Origin of the sequence: Alteromonas sp. MB-3u-76 (assembly GCF_002831605.1) — a bacterium.
GTDB classification, from domain to species: Bacteria; Pseudomonadota; Gammaproteobacteria; order Enterobacterales; family Alteromonadaceae; genus Alteromonas; species Alteromonas hispanica.
The window spans coordinates 2,361,308-2,376,960 of sequence record NZ_CP025115.1 but is presented as its reverse complement, the minus strand read 5'-3'; the positions used below and the strand labels follow the sequence as shown (position 1 = coordinate 2,376,960).

13 protein-coding genes are annotated in these 15,653 nt (G+C 45.1%); 8 read left to right on the top strand and 5 right to left on the bottom strand.

What is annotated here, in order from left to right; genetic code table 11:
* Positions 1–42: 42 nt before the first annotated feature.
* From ahpC to CW735_RS10620, 3 genes are all read left to right on the top strand, one after another.
* A complete protein-coding gene (gene ahpC / locus CW735_RS10630) occupies positions 43–600 on the top strand; it encodes an alkyl hydroperoxide reductase subunit C (RefSeq protein ID WP_442855912.1) in 558 nt (185 codons plus the stop codon).
* Positions 601–737: 137 nt separating this feature from the next.
* Positions 738–2,327, top strand: a complete 1,590-nt coding sequence (gene ahpF, locus CW735_RS10625; protein WP_100972051.1) for an alkyl hydroperoxide reductase subunit F — start codon at positions 738–740, stop codon at positions 2,325–2,327.
* Positions 2,328–2,453: 126 nt separating this feature from the next.
* Positions 2,454–3,488: an IS110 family transposase gene (locus CW735_RS10620; RefSeq protein ID WP_100970746.1), complete on the top strand. Its 1,035-nt coding sequence runs from the start codon at positions 2,454–2,456 to the stop codon at positions 3,486–3,488.
* Between the two features lie 282 nt (positions 3,489–3,770).
* Here CW735_RS10620 and efpL read toward each other — a convergent pair whose 3' ends face one another.
* From efpL to CW735_RS10600, 3 genes are all read right to left on the bottom strand, one after another.
* Positions 3,771–4,337, bottom strand: coding sequence for an elongation factor P-like protein EfpL (gene efpL / locus CW735_RS10615; RefSeq protein WP_100973239.1), 567 nt, complete (start codon positions 4,335–4,337; stop codon positions 3,771–3,773).
* A gap of 442 nt (positions 4,338–4,779) precedes the next feature.
* A complete protein-coding gene (locus CW735_RS10605; RefSeq protein ID WP_232230473.1) occupies positions 4,780–5,382 on the bottom strand; it encodes a demethoxyubiquinone hydroxylase family protein in 603 nt (200 codons plus the stop codon).
* Complete coding sequence (locus tag CW735_RS10600) at positions 5,382–5,798, bottom strand: DUF4149 domain-containing protein (protein WP_071979803.1); 417 nt, start codon at positions 5,796–5,798, stop codon at positions 5,382–5,384. The genes CW735_RS10605 and CW735_RS10600 overlap by 1 nt, the downstream gene beginning before the upstream one ends.
* Positions 5,799–6,037: 239 nt before the next feature.
* Here CW735_RS10600 and CW735_RS10595 point away from each other — a divergent pair, with 239 nt between their 5' ends.
* From CW735_RS10595 to CW735_RS10585, 3 genes are all read left to right on the top strand, one after another.
* Positions 6,038–7,123, top strand: a complete 1,086-nt coding sequence (locus tag CW735_RS10595; RefSeq protein WP_232368264.1) for an SMP-30/gluconolactonase/LRE family protein — start codon at positions 6,038–6,040, stop codon at positions 7,121–7,123.
* A 246-nt stretch (positions 7,124–7,369) separates the two neighbouring features.
* The gene (locus CW735_RS10590; RefSeq protein WP_100972047.1) at positions 7,370–9,040 is read left to right on the top strand and encodes a S41 family peptidase; all 1,671 of its coding nucleotides are present in this window, start codon (positions 7,370–7,372) and stop codon (positions 9,038–9,040) included.
* A gap of 164 nt (positions 9,041–9,204) precedes the next feature.
* The gene (locus CW735_RS10585; protein ID WP_157812681.1) at positions 9,205–9,585 is read left to right on the top strand and encodes a hypothetical protein; all 381 of its coding nucleotides are present in this window, start codon (positions 9,205–9,207) and stop codon (positions 9,583–9,585) included.
* 137 nt (positions 9,586–9,722) lie between these two features.
* Here the strand turns inward: CW735_RS10585 and CW735_RS10580 are convergent, their stop codons facing one another.
* Positions 9,723–12,011, bottom strand: coding sequence for a YgiQ family radical SAM protein (locus CW735_RS10580; protein ID WP_100973237.1), 2,289 nt, complete (start codon positions 12,009–12,011; stop codon positions 9,723–9,725).
* Between the two features lie 169 nt (positions 12,012–12,180).
* Here CW735_RS10580 and CW735_RS10575 point away from each other — a divergent pair, with 169 nt between their 5' ends.
* The gene (locus CW735_RS10575) at positions 12,181–12,651 is read left to right on the top strand and encodes an EVE domain-containing protein (protein ID WP_071981268.1); all 471 of its coding nucleotides are present in this window, start codon (positions 12,181–12,183) and stop codon (positions 12,649–12,651) included.
* A gap of 14 nt (positions 12,652–12,665) precedes the next feature.
* Here the strand turns inward: CW735_RS10575 and CW735_RS10570 are convergent, their stop codons facing one another.
* The gene (locus CW735_RS10570) at positions 12,666–13,133 is read right to left on the bottom strand and encodes a hypothetical protein (RefSeq protein ID WP_232368263.1); all 468 of its coding nucleotides are present in this window, start codon (positions 13,131–13,133) and stop codon (positions 12,666–12,668) included.
* A gap of 155 nt (positions 13,134–13,288) precedes the next feature.
* On the opposite strand from CW735_RS10570, the gene CW735_RS10565 reads away from it, so the two are divergent.
* Positions 13,289–15,649 (top strand): TonB-dependent receptor, encoded by a 2,361-nt coding sequence (locus tag CW735_RS10565; RefSeq protein WP_100972042.1) that lies wholly within the window; start codon positions 13,289–13,291, stop codon positions 15,647–15,649.
* The last annotated feature ends 4 nt before the right edge of the window (positions 15,650–15,653 follow it).

The window sequence follows — 15,653 nt, the reverse complement described above, 5'->3', positions numbered from 1 at the left end:
ACCACTCTTATTTAAAAAGACAATGGAGAATGTAACATGGCAATGATTAATACTGCTATAAAGCCTTTTAAAGCAACTGCGTTTAAAGACGGTGAATTTATTGACGTAAGTAGTGAAGACATCAAAGGTAAATGGGCAGTTTTCGTATTTTATCCAGCGGACTTCACATTTGTATGCCCAACTGAACTTGGTGACATCGCTGATAAATATGAAGAGCTTCAAGCTCGCGGTGTAGAAGTATTCTCAGTATCTACTGATACTCACTTCACACATAAAGCATGGCACGATTCTTCAGACACTATCAACAAGATCAAGTTTGCTATGATTGGCGACCCAACAGGTGAAATCACTCGCAACTTCGATTGTATGCGTGAAACAATGGGCCTAGCTGACCGTGCAACATTCGTTGTTGACCCAGAAGGTATCGTACAAGCAATGGAAATCACGTCTGAAGGTATTGGCCGTGACGCTGACGACCTAGTGCGCAAAATCAAAGCCGCACAATACGTTGCTGCTAACCCAGGTGAAGTTTGCCCAGCTAAATGGAAAGAAGGCGAAGCAACACTAGCTCCTTCTCTAGACTTAGTAGGCAAAATCTAAGCATCAGCGCTACTTTTTAAGTAGTCGTAAGGGAGCGAACTCTCGCTCCCTCTATTTAACTTACCCATTTCCGCTCACGTGTTAGTCATAAATTTGATTAGCGGGGATCGGCGTGTCGAAAATAAGGCAGGATAACCGTGTTAACTAAAGAAATTTTACAAGCATTGAAGGGGTACACCGAATCAATGCAGAAAAACGTAACCTTCGTCGTACAGACCGGTGAACATAGCAAGCGCGAAGAGCTTGTTAGCTTTCTGTCCGACATTGCAGGTGTAAGCGAAAAATTAAGCGTTGAAGAACGCGAAACCAATGGCGAGCTTCGTAGTTCAATCAGCTTTTTACTAGAGGCTGACGGCGAAGACACCGGGATCAGGTTTTCAGGAATTCCTGGCGGCCATGAGTTTAACTCACTGATCCTAGCAATGCTTCATGCATCAGGCACTGCATTAAAGCTAGATGACAGTGTGGTTTCAATTGTAAAAGCAGTAGATGAGCCACTGAACTTTGAAGTGTTTATAAGCTTAAGCTGTCACAACTGTCCAGACGTTGTACAGGCACTTAACCAGTTTGCTTTGATTAATCCCAATATCACATCAGAAATGATTGATGGCGGACTGTATCAGAACATTATTGAAGAGCGTGACATTCAAGGCGTACCTAGCGTTTATTTAAACGGTGAATTGTTTGCCAACGGCAAGGTAGATGCGTCGGTTCTTATCGATAAGCTGCTTGAGCGTAACCCCGGTCTAAAAGAGGCGAATAAAGGGGAAACCTTACCGTTACAAGACGTAACCGTGATCGGTGGCGGCCCGGCAGGCGTTGCTTCGGCAATATACAGCGCTCGCAAAGGCTTGAAAGTAGCTGTTGTTGCAGAGACGTTCGGCGGACAGGTTAAAGATACTATGGGTATTGAGAACCTTATCTCAGTGCCAAAAACCACAGGACCAGAGCTGGTTGGTAACCTGATGGAACACGTACGCGATTATGATATTACGTTAAAAGAGCACGTGCGTGTAGATAACATCGAAAAGGGCAATGTTAAAACCATTACCTTGTCCTCTGGAGAGCAAATTCGCACTCGCAGTATTATTGTTGCCACAGGCGCACGCTGGAGAGAGCTTGGAGTGCCAGGCGAAAGAGAAAATGTAGGTAATGGCGTGGCATATTGCCCGCATTGCGACGGCCCGTTCTTTAAGGGCAAAGACGTAGCAGTGATTGGCGGTGGTAACTCTGGTATAGAGGCTGCGTTAGACTTGGCGGGCATCGTTAAATCGGTAACGGTATTTGAATTTATGCCAGAGTTAAAGGCCGACCAAGTACTTGTAGATCAAGCAAACAAGCGCGATAACATCAACATTATTAAAAACGCTGCAACGCGACAAATTACTGCGGAAAATGGCAAAGTAAACGCCATCGAGTATCAGGATCGTAGCACGAACGAAATCCATACTCAGGAGTTGTCGGGCGTCTTTGTTCAAATTGGTCTAGTGCCAAACAGCCAGTTTATGAAAGATACGGTAGAAATGTCACAATATGGCGAAATTGTTATTGACGACAAATGCCATACGTCTGAGCCAGGCATTTTTGCTGCGGGCGATGTAACAACTGTGCCTTACAAGCAAATTGTTATCTCGATGGGCGAGGGCGCAAAAGCATCACTAGCGGCTTTTGAATATCTGCTTAGCCACGAGGTGGTAGAAACTGAAGAAGAGAGTGCAGCAGCTTAAAAACTGAGTTTTCTCAATCGATAGAACGTCAAAACCGGATAAGCAATCGCTTATCCGGTTTAATTAGATGGTCCGCCTCACCTCTAAGCTAATCTTAGAGTTAGGCAATCAAAGAGGCGAACCATCATGTCTACTATTAAAGTTCTTGGAATCGATTTAGGCAAATCATCTTTTCACGTGATAGGCCGCGACTATTCAGATAATCAAATCATTCGCAAAAAATTTTCCCGCTCGGCACTCATTCACTATCTTCATCAATTAACGCCATGCACAATTGCTTTCGAAGCTTGTGGCGGTGCGCACTGGCTTGGCAGGCAGTGTGAGTTGATGGGGCATACGGTCAAACTAATCCCGCCACAATACGTAAAACCTTTCGTTAAAAGCAATAAGAATGATTTTATTGATGCAGAGGCCATATGCGAAGCATCAATAAGACCGAAAATGCGGTTTGTCAGCGTCAAATCTGAAGAAGCCCAGGTCATTTCAGCTATTCATAAAGCAAGGCATGGTTATGTCAAAGACAGAACAGCCTGCATGTCCCGTATAGGCTCCTTACTGCTGGAGTTTGGCATTGCACTTCCAACAGGCCATAGCGTAATGAAGCAACTGTTTAACTGGCTTTCACAGCAGCGGCAGGTCTTGCCAGGGTTACTTATGGAAGAGCTCATGGAGCTGCACGAATATTACCTGCTCCTTAACAGGAACATTGAGAGACAAGATAAAAAGCTAAAGCAACTGGTTGATACAAACCCGATAGGGCAGCTTCTTAAAACCATCCCAGGTATTGGCGATATGACCGCCAGCCTTTGTATTGCCAACATCAGTAGCGCTACGGATTTTAAAAACGGAAGAAACATGGCTGCATGGTTAGGGTTAGTTCCAGCGCAGTACTCAACTGGCGGTAAACCCAAATTACTGGGGATAAGCAAGCGGGGTAACAAAGAACTCCGAACCTTGTTTATCCATGCCGCCAGGGCGGTTATGTCCAGGCCGGATAAGACCGGAAAGATTTATGGCGAGTGGTTGATAAATTTACGCGCCACCAAGCCATTCAATGTTGTAACCGTTGCCCTGGCCAACAAACTGGCCCGAATAGCATGGGCAGTGATGAAAACAAAAAAAGCATTCAACAGCAAAGCGTTAGCACCGGGTTTGCAATGATAAATATGATGACGAAAACGGTAGAACCACTGGATTAAAACCTGACATAAAAAACAGCTCTCAGAAGCTTTCGGTTTTTTGAGGATAATCCAGCGCGGATCTCATCGTGGAGCGGGTTGCGAAAGCGCCTAAACAGACTCCGAATACATTAGCGCATAACCAACCCCGTTATCGAAATTAATCATTGCAATAACGAGGCGGACCATACATTTTTATGCCTTTCATCTATAATTTTCAGCCATGATGGATTTAGGCTGACCAGAGAATAGTTTTACTCAAACGTTAGGCGCGACTTTGAAATTTACGCTCTTCCGTGTTTACCTTTATGCACTCACCTGTGCTGATGTACTCGGGAACTTGCACAACAAGACCTGTTGATAAGGTGGCAGGTTTAGTTCGCGATGTTGCAGACGCCCCTTTGATTGACGGGTCTGTTTCCACCACTTCAAGCTCTACACTCATAGGTAGGTCGAGGGCCACGGGAACGTCGCTTACAATTAAGACTTGGATAGATTCAGTCTTTTCATTAATAAACAACGCTTCATCGGCAATGCTTTCTTTATTTAAGTGGTAAGGAGTGTAATCTTCATTATCAAGAAAAACATACTCATCGCCATCCATGTAAGAGAACATCACCGGACGGCGCACTAAGTCAGCCATTTCTAGCATATCTGAATCTTTAAAAGTTTCGTCGAATTTAGCGCCGCTTACCACGTCATACATGCGCATGCGGTAAATACTGCCGCCGGCTCTGCCTTGGGGAACAGAGCGTTCAATATCTCTCACAATACATGTTTTGCCACCATAAACGATGGTGTGATTTTTTTTAATTTCACTTGCCTTTGGCATTGTCTTACCTTGTTTTCGATGGCCTTCAAGCAAAAACTGATATAAGCGTGTTTGGGCCATGTTGCGTTATGCGTATATCTTCCGCTATTTTCATTCTTTGCGGAAGTACAATTAGTCGAAAAGTGGCAAGAGTGTGTAAATTAAACATCTTACTTGGTTGATAAAGCTGGTCGGTAAAGATGGTCGGTAACGCTAGAAGGCATATTTAGCAGGCATAGCTAATTTGCTATCAATGTCGCTTTTTACGTTTCCATGTACCGCCATACATGTAATCAGATGCATCAGAAGCTTCCAGCTGACACTGTTTACATACAATGTGCCATTTGTCTTCAAACCAAACACGAAATTGAATGTCGGCTTCAACACCGCACTTATCACATTGTCTTGGTTCTCGTACCCTATTTCGCTTTCCCATGCCTACCGTGTATTAATACTGTTCAAATTAGATGAGTTTTGCGACAGCGACTGCCGCTGCCGAGCCTTTACCCACAATCTTACCCCACAGCTTCATCGTAAAGGAAGGTGTTGATGTCATTGCTTGATAGGCCTCGTCTCGATGACTTTGTTCGTCTTGTTGGCAATGCCTGAATTTTCGTAGTACTTCCCTTGGCAAAGGGTCAACATTCTCAAGTAAACAGCACTGCGCCTCGTAATGCTGGTCGACAAAATATTCAACACAGTAAATTGTGTAGAAGAACCAGTTACGCCCCAATATGCGAGGAATAATTCCGGTTAGGAAACCCGCAACCATCCATAGCAACAGCATATAACTGCCGCGAAACGCGGGCATTTCGTTCTCGAATATGCTTAGGTGCGTTTTCTCTGTTTGCAGATGTTCGTTGGCAAATGCCTTAACGCTAAGCGCTTTGTTATTTTTATGGGGGGAGCGAGAGAAACTCACCAAACTAACCAGAAATTCTGCGGTTAGGGCGCCGCGATAAATCCACACCGCACCTGTTTCTCCGGCGTGGCTGGCTCGCAATTCTTTATCTACCTTTGCGCTAGTGCGAGATAACACGCTTTTACTGATTGACGACATAATCATTACCCTCCATACGCGAGCTGCGACGGAATGAGCCAGTACATACACAGCGCTAGCGCAACAAGTTGCACCGTGTTAATCAACACAGTTAAACGATGATAAAGCTGAAATTTACTGTTTTGTTGACTATCAGTGGCTTCGTTTGCCAACGGCATGAGTATTTGCCGGCTTATAACAAAACCCAGTGTAACTGGAACAAGAATGAATACCTGTTCCCATCGTGTATCAACCGCAGCGGCAACGGTCGCTATAGCGGAAAGTGCGCCGAAGTATAAATAGTAAAACGGAAAAAATTTTCGTATGAAGGGACGTGCTACATCACTCGGTAATTTGATAAACACAAGAGGGGCGAAAAGTGCCTGAAAGGTCACCATTCCCCCCAATGTAACTACAAGGGTGCTAAACAGTAAGAAATACATATAGAACTACACAAACCTTTCGACACAGATTATGGTTAGTGTTAATACATAGCTTGGTACTGCAAAAGTTTGATACTTAATGAATTGTAATTTTACTTGCGATTTCTATGCGTAGCCATCTAAACGCGGGTTAAACTTAAGGCAAAGAGTGGGCTTAGTGAATAACAGCTTATAATCAAAAAAAAGCGGTTACTGTTGATTAAGTTGATAAGCTCTAAAAAAACAGTCGGAGAAACCTTTTGCGCGCATTATTTTTATTGTTTCTTTTTTTATTACTTTTCACTGTGGTTTACCTTTTGTTTTGGCCGGTTTCAATTGACCCGGTTTCTTGGCAGGCGCCCTCAAGTCAAGGGTCGGTTAAAACACTCAAGGCTAACAATAAACTCGATAAAGTTCAGCGTATTGACATGGGAAGCGATTATGGACCTGAGGACTTTGCCATCAATAGCAAAGGAGTTATTGCTGTTTCCAGTCACTCAGGGAATATTTTGCTCAAGGGACCAAGCGATACAGTGTTTAAACCATGGGTAAATACTGGCGGCAGACCACTTGGGCTGGCCTATGATAGTGCCGACAATTTGTATGTGGCAGATGCTCATATGGGGTTGCTAAAAATAGATAAAACAGGAAAAGTTACCGTTGAACTAGGCGAGCAAGAAAGCGCAGATATTGTTTATGCAGACGACGTCGATGTAGCCGAAAATGGCGTAATTTATTTAACGGATGCCACCACAAAGTTTTCTGCCCAGCGCTTCGAGGGCACCTTAAATGCAAGCTTGCTGGAAATTATGGAGCATAGAGGTCACGGAAAGCTTATTGAATTTAACCCGGCAACCAAAGTGAGCCGGGTACTTATAAGCGGGCTTGTTTTTGCCAATGGCGTAGCGGTGTCGAATAATGGAGATTGCGTATTTGTTAATGAGACCGGAAGTTACCGTATTCTGCGTTATTGGTTGCAAGGTCCCAAAGCCGGTTCGGTTGAAACTTTAGTCGATAACTTGCCAGGTTTTCCCGACAATCTGAGTATTACCAGCGAGGGAAATCTCTGGGTTGGGCTGGCAACACCCCGAAATAAGTTAATCGATTACCTGTCAAACAAACCCTTCTTGCGAACTATCATCCAGAGGTTTCCTGCCGCACTTAGGCCAAACGCAGTCAAATACGGTCACGTTATAAAAGTAGGCCCAACAGGACAAATAATAGAAAGCCTTCAATCACCTTCTGGAGAATACTCTTTTACCACAGGAGTACTTCAAACAGCCGAGGGACTTTATCTTTCAAGCTTAACCGAGACAGATGTGGGCTTTTTACCCATTAGAAAATGATTTTCTCGCTTATGCTTGCTTTGCATTTGTTTACAAAAATTTAAACTCAATAAATGTTAAACACGAAAGCCTTGTGGCAATATCTTGGTAATAGGTAATGTTAGAACGAGTGCGAACAAGGCGTGTTGAGCAAACCTCTCGGTTAAATCAGTGGTTTGATACTGAGCTATACAATCAATGCCGAGTTAACATGGTCTCGTAAAACTCATGAGCAGATATAGCTGCTTTATAGAAGGAAGCGAATTAATGAAAGTCGTAGATGTAAAGAGCTGGTTTTCTCTCGCCTGTATTGCCACCGCACTCTCTGCCTGTGGTGGAAGTGGCTCATCCTCAACTACACCAGATCCCATATCCGTTGCTCCTCCTGCAGCAGAAACTCCCAGCGAGCCTGTTTGGCAAGCTGGAGTTTATGAACCTGAGTCTGAGTTTATCAATCAATGCGTAGCACCTAGAAGTGGTATCGATCCTTTTTCTGGAAACGCGTATCCAGATGAACAGGGCACAGCTATGGATGAAAAGCTGTGGATGCGTTCATGGACCAATGACACTTACCTCTGGTATGACGAAGTTGAAGATAACGACCCGGCAAATTTCACAATTGCGGGTTACTTCGATCAACTTAAAACAACGGAGTTAACCCCAACCGGAACACTCAAAGATAATTTTCACTTCTCTCGGGCAACAGATGAATATAATACGCTTACCCAAACCGGCGTTTCATCGGGTTATGGTTTTGAATGGGAATTTGTCAGTTTAGTGACCCCGCGCGAGCTTATTGTGCAGTACACAGAACCCAATTCACCTGCTGCTCAGGCAGGTATTCCACGTGGCGCATCATTAAAAACTGTGGATGGTGTTGATTTTGTTAACGCGAATACGCAAGAAGCGGTTGATGTGATAAACGCAGGCTTGTTTCCTTCTGAAAGTGGAAAAACAACTAACTTTACCTTCGACTTAGTTGATGGCAGTGAACTGACAGTGAGCGTTACCTCGGCAAATATTGAAGTCTCTCCGGTGCAAAATGTTCGGATCCTCGATACTGACATAGGCAAGGTAGGGTACTTCCAATTTAATACTTTCATTCGCACAGCCCAAGATTCATTAATTTCCACCTTCGAGCAATTTATTGATAATAACGTGACTGAGCTGGTCATTGACTTGCGTTACAACGGAGGAGGGCTGTTAGCGTTAGCGTCACAGCTGTCTTATATGGTGGCGGGGCCAAACCAGACGAACAATGCAATATTTGAAACATTGCAATTTAATGATAAATACCCAACAACCAACCCCGTTACTGGCGGCACCATTAGACCAACGCCATTTTATTCAAACGAAATAGATTATAACGAGGGAGTCCTCACTAATACGTTACTACCTAGCTTGTCGGTGAGTACGGTTTACGTCATTACTACCGGCTCGACTTGCTCAGCGAGCGAAGCTGTTATCAACTCATTACGAGGCATTGATGTTGAGGTGGTACAAATAGGCTCTCCTACTTGCGGTAAACCGTATGGTTTCTATCCTACCGACAACTGCGGCACTACGTATTTTACTATTCAATTTCAAGGCGTAAATAATAAAGGGTTCGGTGATTTTGCAGATGGATTCATTCCTACTTCTACACCCAACTTTGCCTTTGAGTTACCAGGCTGCTCAGTGGCAGATGACTTCACGAATCCGTTAGGTGACGCCAATGAAGGTATGTTAGCCGCGGCCCTTGCGTATGCTCAAACTGGTTCATGTCCAGCAAGTGCAGCTGGTACAGAAGGCACAGCATTTGCAGAACAAAGTCAGCAAGTGCAGTCGAGTTTCGGTACAGCGAAAACATCGTTGGCAATTAAAGCTCCTCATAAAGAACGCGATGCGTTAATTTTGCACAATAAAATTAACGAACCTATTTTAAGAGAAAAACAATAATGGTTATGAGGCAAAGGGGGCTGGGACTGTGCTATCGGGGACGATGGTGTCTTGGGCGATTAAATCTTGGGCAAGGCAGGACAATTACTGCAACGTTTATAGTGGGCACGGTTTTGCTTATCGCTGGTTGCGCGGAGCTTTCAGCGAAATCAGAGCAAACACAAATGCCAAGCACCGATTTGCCATTTCAGCCTGCGCTGTTGTCAAAAACTTCTGCCAAGCAAGTGTCAAAACAACTGGCTGAAATAAAAGCAGCGATGAGTGCGCAATTTAGCGGGCAATCAATAACCCTGGCTAGTAACGCTTTTACTACATCGTCCACGGTAACTATTGAGCGCAAAGCTATGCAAGACAATCGAGGGCTACCCATTCAGGGACGGCATAATAATCCCGCTTTTGTATTTACCCTGTTAAAACAGGGCGATAGTTGCTTTCTTCGCTATGAAAACAATGTAAGTAAAGTGAGTGCTAGTGATGAGGCGAGTGACACAAGCACAAACTTAACTGCCCTTGCTGGTGTTACGTGTGTCGTCTCTGCAGAATAGGGTTGCAGCATAAAGGCCTCTTACTGCTCTAATTAGCATTTAAGAGTAAGAGGCCTCCTCATTTTTATTACGCTTTCTTCGTATTCAGCGTTATTCGCTTGTTAAGAGCAATTCACTACGCTTTGACAAAGGTGCAGTTAACGTTTGCTGGTTGGTTGCTGACGCTGACCGCGAGACTTTGGTGGTCTGTTACCTGATGCCTTTCCTGCGTTACTTTTTGTAGTATCGCCGCCGCTTTTGCCTTGGCTATTCACACGGTTAGACTTTTTGCCATTAGATTCGCGCTGGAATGATGGTGGCAAACCTGTGTGTTTAGTTAACGCGCGCTCTCCGCGACGGCCTTTTTGGGCTTTCTGGCGTTTTTCGTTGGCGCTCTCAGGTGGCACAAGGTGCTGTGGTCCTCTACCAATCAAATCCTCTCTACCCATTTTGACTAGCGCTTGGCGAATTTGAGCAAAGTTCTTAGGGTCGTGATAACGCAGCATAGCCTTGTGCAGGCGGCGGTGAATTTCACCTTTTGCTGATGGCACCTCTTCGCTGTCTTTCGTCACTTTACGCAGAGAATTTACCTCTGTGTGATACATGGTTGTTGCAGTAGCCATGGGTGACGGGTAAAAGTTTTGCACTTGATCTAGCTTAAATTTATTTTCTTTAAGCCATATTGCAAGACTAAGCATGTCTTCGTCGGTAGTACCCGGGTGCGAGGCAATAAAATACGGAATTAAGTACTGTTTTTTGCCCGCTTCTTCAGAGTACTTGTCAAAAAGCGCTTTAAACCTGTCGTATGTGCCCATGCCCGGCTTCATCATTTTGGACAAAGGGCCTTCTTCGGTATGCTCAGGAGCAATTTTTAGATAGCCACCTACATGGTGTAAGGCCAGCTCTTTAATGTACTCAGGATCTTCAATGGCTAAGTCGTAACGAACACCTGAAGCAATAAGTATTTTTTTTATGCCCGGTAAATTACGCGCCCGGCGATATAAATCGATAGTGGGTTTGTGATCGGTATCCATATGGGCACAAATACTCGGGTACACGCAAGAGGGGCGACGACAGGTTGCCTCAGCTTTAGGGCTTTTACAGCGCAGACGATACATGTTGGCGGTGGGGCCACCTAAATCGGATATCACACCGGTAAAGCCTGGAACGGTATCGCGAATCTGCTCTATTTCTCGAATGATGGAGTCTTCTGAGCGGCTTTGTATAATTCGGCCTTCGTGCTCGGTGATAGAGCAAAAAGTGCAGCCGCCGTAACAACCACGCATAATGTTAATACTAAAACGTATCATGTCGTAGGCAGGAATTTTCGCATCGCCGTACGCCGGGTGAGGAACTCGTTGATAGGGCAAATCGAAAACCGCATCCATCTCCTCAGTTTCAAGAGGCATTGCGGGTGGGTTTATCCAAATGTGTCTGTCGCCGTGTCGCTGCATGAGCGCACGAGCACAACCAGGGTTAGTTTCTTGGTGAAGAATACGGGATGTATGCGCATACAACGTTTTGTTATCTTTTACTGTTTCATATGCCGGTAGTTTTACGTACACATTTTCCCAAGGTTTGCGCTTTTCCTTTTCCTTTTGCGGCGGCTGAATAACAATCGGTGATGCATCGGGCGCTTCACTGCTTTTACTGTCCTTCTCCTGTGAATCGCATTCTGGCTCCATTATGTAGGGGCTTGGAATTGGGTCTATTTTTCCCGGGCGATCAAGTGAGGTGGAGTCGACGCCTTGCCATTCTGGTAACGCCTCTTTAACGATAATAGCGGTACCGCGAATATCGCGCATGTCTGCAATGCTCTCTCCAGCCGCTAAACGGTGAGTAACCTCAACAAGCGGGCGCTCAGCATTTCCAAAGAAAAGCATGTCGGCTTTTGAGTCAAAAAGCACAGAGCGACGTACTTTTTCACTCCAGTAATCATAATGAGCAATTCGACGTAAGCTTGCTTCAATACCACCAGCGATAACTGGTACGCCTTTAAACGCTTCTCTACAGCGCTGTGCATATACGGTTACCGCTCTGTCGGGGCGCTTACCGCCAACATTGCCGGGTGTGTAAGCATCGTCGTGGCGTAGCTTTTTATCTGAGGTGTAGCGGTTGATCATGGAATCCATGTTGCCCGCAGTGACACCGAAATACAGATTGGGCTTGCCCAACTTCATAAAGTCGTCTTTGCTCTTCCAATCTGGCTGGGCAATGATCCCTACGCGAAATCCGTGGGCTTCTAAAACACGCCCAATAACAGCCATACCAAAGCTTGGGTGATCAACATAAGCATCGCCGGTTACTAATATAACGTCACAGCTGTCCCATCCTAGTGCGTCCATCTCTTCTCTCGACATAGGAAGAAACGGCGCTGTACCAAGACAGTGGGGCCAGTATTTAGGGTAGGAAAACAGACTGCGGTCGGCTTTAATGGTGGCTTGCATAATGATCACATTTTGAATAAACAGAATTTGCCTGAAAAGCGCTTAGGCAAATTTTCAGAATTGAGCGGCGATTATAGCAGTGTTGGGGCATGGGCGGTATAGCGCTGTCATTAAATAAGCGAGCTTTGTATACTCAACTTCATAGTTCCATAGCAATGAGATGTTCACCATGGCCTTCTGGTTATTTAAAACCGAACCCGACGCATTTTCCATTAGTGATTTAGCCCGCCGACCTCAGCAAACTGAGCCTTGGGACGGCGTGAGAAACTTTCAAGCAAGAAACTTTTTACGTGACGGCGTAAAGCGAGGAGATAAGGTATTCATATACCATTCAAGCTGCAAATCTGTAGGCATTGCTGGCGTTGCTGAAGTGGTAAAAGAGGGCTATCCAGACGTTAGTCAGTTTAACCCTGAATCTCCGTATTACGATGCTAAGTCAACATTGGAAAACCCTAAATGGTTTTGTGTTGACGTAAAATATGTTGAGGCTTTCGACAAGGTTTTGTCGCTAGCGAAGATAAAAGCTATGCCTGATATCACTGAAATTGCGTTGGTTAAAAAAGGTGGGCGGCTTTCAATTATGCCAGTTACAGAACAAGAGTGGCAGCACCTTTACCGAGCTGCCACAGCTCAATCTTAAAATTAAACCCTCGATCAAGACGCCTGAGTTTTTCCGAGGGTAAATTTAGTGTCTGCATCACGCAATAAATAAAGTGCAAAGCATGCTCCCCACATTGGCCAAGCAGCGAAGAAAAGCAGGTGATTGAACGCGTCAATGTACTGTGGAAACGACGATAACGTAGAGCCGCCGTGGAGTAGAAAAATAAGTCCGTACGTGTAGCGTTTTGCTAAACCAAAAACAAAGGCAAAAACAAGGACTAACTGAAAAGCTCCCATGATATATACTGCAAGCTCCGGCACGCCACCTATGCCGTAAAATTTTTCGAATATCGCCATGCCATGGGCAGGATTCAAAAATTTATCCAAGGTCCACACAAACATTACGATAAACACGGTAATACGCAGGGATAGCAGTACCCAAGGCAGTCGAGTAGCAATAACATCGCCAGCGGTTGAGGCAGACGCGGTTGAGGTAGAGGGAGTAACGCTAGATAGACCCATTGATGGTCTCCAAGGATAAAATTAAAAGTATGGCTAATGAAGAACGGCATTTGCGGGGAAATATTTCAAAACTAATAAAAAAGAAAATGTGCTCTGAAATTTTTTTAATATCGTATCGGTCTTGTCACATAATATAAAAACATCGGAAAACAGACATGAAAATTGTAGTAAACCTCGCCATCAGTGCCCTCGCTTTAGCAGTTAGTCAGGGCGTATATGGGCAACAATCTCAAGAACAAGATATGCAAGAAAAAGACATAGAGGTTGTAGAGGTTAAAGGAAACGCATCGTTAATAGGCAATTTAAATCCCGGCGATAATCAGCTAAAAGGTATTTTTGGTGCTGGCATGTCTGTGGCTGACACTCCTCGCTCTGTAACATCTTTGTCTAGTGAGGCACTAGAAACATTTAATATTGATGATTTACACGATATTGTAAAAGCTGCGCCTAATGCCTACGCATCTAGTGGCTTTGGTACGCCAAGTCTGCCAAGTATTAGAGGCCAATTAGGTGAACTTTTTCAAGATGGTATTCGTCGTCAGGCAGGGAACAATGGTTTTGGCCTGCCGCTGTCATTTAATGGCGTAGAGCAAGTAGACGTGGTGAAAGGTCCATCGCCGGTATTGTTTGGCAGTACGCAGCGCAATGGCGGATTTGTTAATTTACAAACCAAGGTGGCATCTACCGACGAAACAAGAGGTAAGGCTACCGTGCGTGCTGGTCGCTGGGATCAATATTCTGCGCAGCTAGACGTAAGCACTGCCATTGACGAGGGCGTTAGCGGTATTCGCGTGAGTGCAGAGTATTTAGACCACGGTAGTTTTTACGATTTTGCCGAACGCGACAGCGTTAATTTGTTTATTGCCTACCGATACACACCAAGTGATGCCTTAACGTGGGATATAAGCGCGGAATATTACGACACAGACTATCCAGACAACGCGGGTATAAATAGGCCCACGCAGGCGCTTATCGACGAAGGGCTTTATATTACAGGGCAGGGCACACAGCCTAACGGCAGCACAGTGCCTGGAGCCGGAGCCGTTATTTCACCAACCGGCGAAGTAGTGATCCCTCGCAATAGAGTATTTACCAACCCAAACGACATTAACGGTGCAAAAACTACGGTTATTCGAAGTGGTCTTGAATATCAATACGCCGAAAATATCGCTATTAGAAACCTGTCGTATTATCAATATCTTGAGCGTGAAGAAACTGCTCAAAATAGTTTTGTAGAAATCATTGATGGTGCAGATACTTTTGAAAACAGAACTGAAGTTGACGTAGCTTGGTCCGATACGCAAACCACTACGTTTGGCCTGGCAATTCGATACAACGATGTGCTCGGTTACAGCCAGTTTACCACCGAAGCCGACAACCCAATTGATTTAACTGGGCCTATTTCTAACCGTGTTATTCCCCTTACCGATGAACAAAAAGCAAGACTGGTTCAATTGCGCCCCGGGCTATTTGTTTCTCCCGGTGCACAATACGATGTAGACGGTGACGGGGCTGGTGATTTTAATTTATCTGATACCACCGACTCGACGTCATGGCAAACCGGTTTGGCGGTTCAGCAGCAGTCTACATGGACCGACAAGCTCACCACCATTGCAGGTTTGCGCGTAGACTACTACGACGTTGAAGCCCGAGACCCATTGGCTCCACAGGGTGTTGATGCTGCCTCAGATACTTACAGCGATACCTTAACCAGCTATCAATTTAGCGCTGTGTATAAATTAACAAACGCAATAAATGCCTATGGCGCGTTTTCGCAAAACGACGCTACGTCTAACAGCATGGCTGGCGGTACGGTACTTGGTGGCAACAATCAAATAGATCCACAAAATTTTGCAACAGAAAATACTTTGTACGAAATAGGTTTGAAGTATGCGCCAAGCGAGGCATGGTATGCCGAGGCGTCTGTGTTTGACCAAACCCGCAGCTTGCGCAACCGGGACGGCAGCAACAGCGGCGTTAAAACCAAGGGTGCGGAATTACAAGTGTTCTATCAGTTAGATGATGTTTGGGTAAATGCAGCTTACAGCTATCTAGATGCAAGGTTTGATAACTCGGCCGCGTTTCAGGGCACAGCACAGGTCATTGATGCCTTTGATAACAGCCGTCCAGATATTATCAACGGCACAGGCGTTGGCTCTCCCTCATTTGCAGCTTTCGCACCATCAGATAGTCGGGTGCAGGGAATCCCCCCACAAATGGTGTCGCTGAATGCAGGCTGGCAGGTTAATGACAAATTTGCCGTTGGCGCTAGCGCACTTTATACAAAATCGTTTCCACTCGATTTTTTGCAAACCGTTAAAATTCGAGATCAATACACCCTCGATCTGAATGCAGATTATCAAATTAACGAGCAGCTGAGATTACGTGCCGACGTAATTAACGTTACCGACCAAGAGAATTGGCAGCCACTGTTCGAAGGCGGCTTCTTTGGCGCAACACTCGTGATGCCAAATGTACCCCGTCACGTTCAGTTCACCATGCAATATGCGTTTTAAGCGC

Excerpts from the sequence above, each read along its gene's own strand:
- CW735_RS10565 (WP_100972042.1), top strand. The coding sequence starts at position 13,289 with ATGAAAATTGTAGTAAACCTCGCCATCAGTGCCCTCGCTTTAGCAGTT.
- CW735_RS10590 (WP_100972047.1), top strand. The coding sequence starts at position 7,370 with ATGAAAGTCGTAGATGTAAAGAGCTGGTTTTCTCTCGCCTGTATTGCC.
- CW735_RS10600 (WP_071979803.1), bottom strand. The coding sequence starts at position 5,798 with ATGTATTTCTTACTGTTTAGCACCCTTGTAGTTACATTGGGGGGAATG.
- efpL (WP_100973239.1), bottom strand. The coding sequence starts at position 4,337 with ATGCCAAAGGCAAGTGAAATTAAAAAAAATCACACCATCGTTTATGGT.
- CW735_RS10605 (WP_232230473.1), bottom strand. The coding sequence starts at position 5,382 with ATGATTATGTCGTCAATCAGTAAAAGCGTGTTATCTCGCACTAGCGCA.
- CW735_RS10585 (WP_157812681.1), top strand. The coding sequence starts at position 9,205 with ATGCCAAGCACCGATTTGCCATTTCAGCCTGCGCTGTTGTCAAAAACT.
- CW735_RS10575 (WP_071981268.1), top strand. The coding sequence starts at position 12,181 with ATGGCCTTCTGGTTATTTAAAACCGAACCCGACGCATTTTCCATTAGT.
- CW735_RS10570 (WP_232368263.1), bottom strand. The coding sequence starts at position 13,133 with ATGGGTCTATCTAGCGTTACTCCCTCTACCTCAACCGCGTCTGCCTCA.
- ahpC (WP_442855912.1), top strand. The coding sequence starts at position 43 with ATGATTAATACTGCTATAAAGCCTTTTAAAGCAACTGCGTTTAAAGAC.
- CW735_RS10580 (WP_100973237.1), bottom strand. The coding sequence starts at position 12,011 with ATGCAAGCCACCATTAAAGCCGACCGCAGTCTGTTTTCCTACCCTAAA.
- CW735_RS10620 (WP_100970746.1), top strand. The coding sequence starts at position 2,454 with ATGTCTACTATTAAAGTTCTTGGAATCGATTTAGGCAAATCATCTTTT.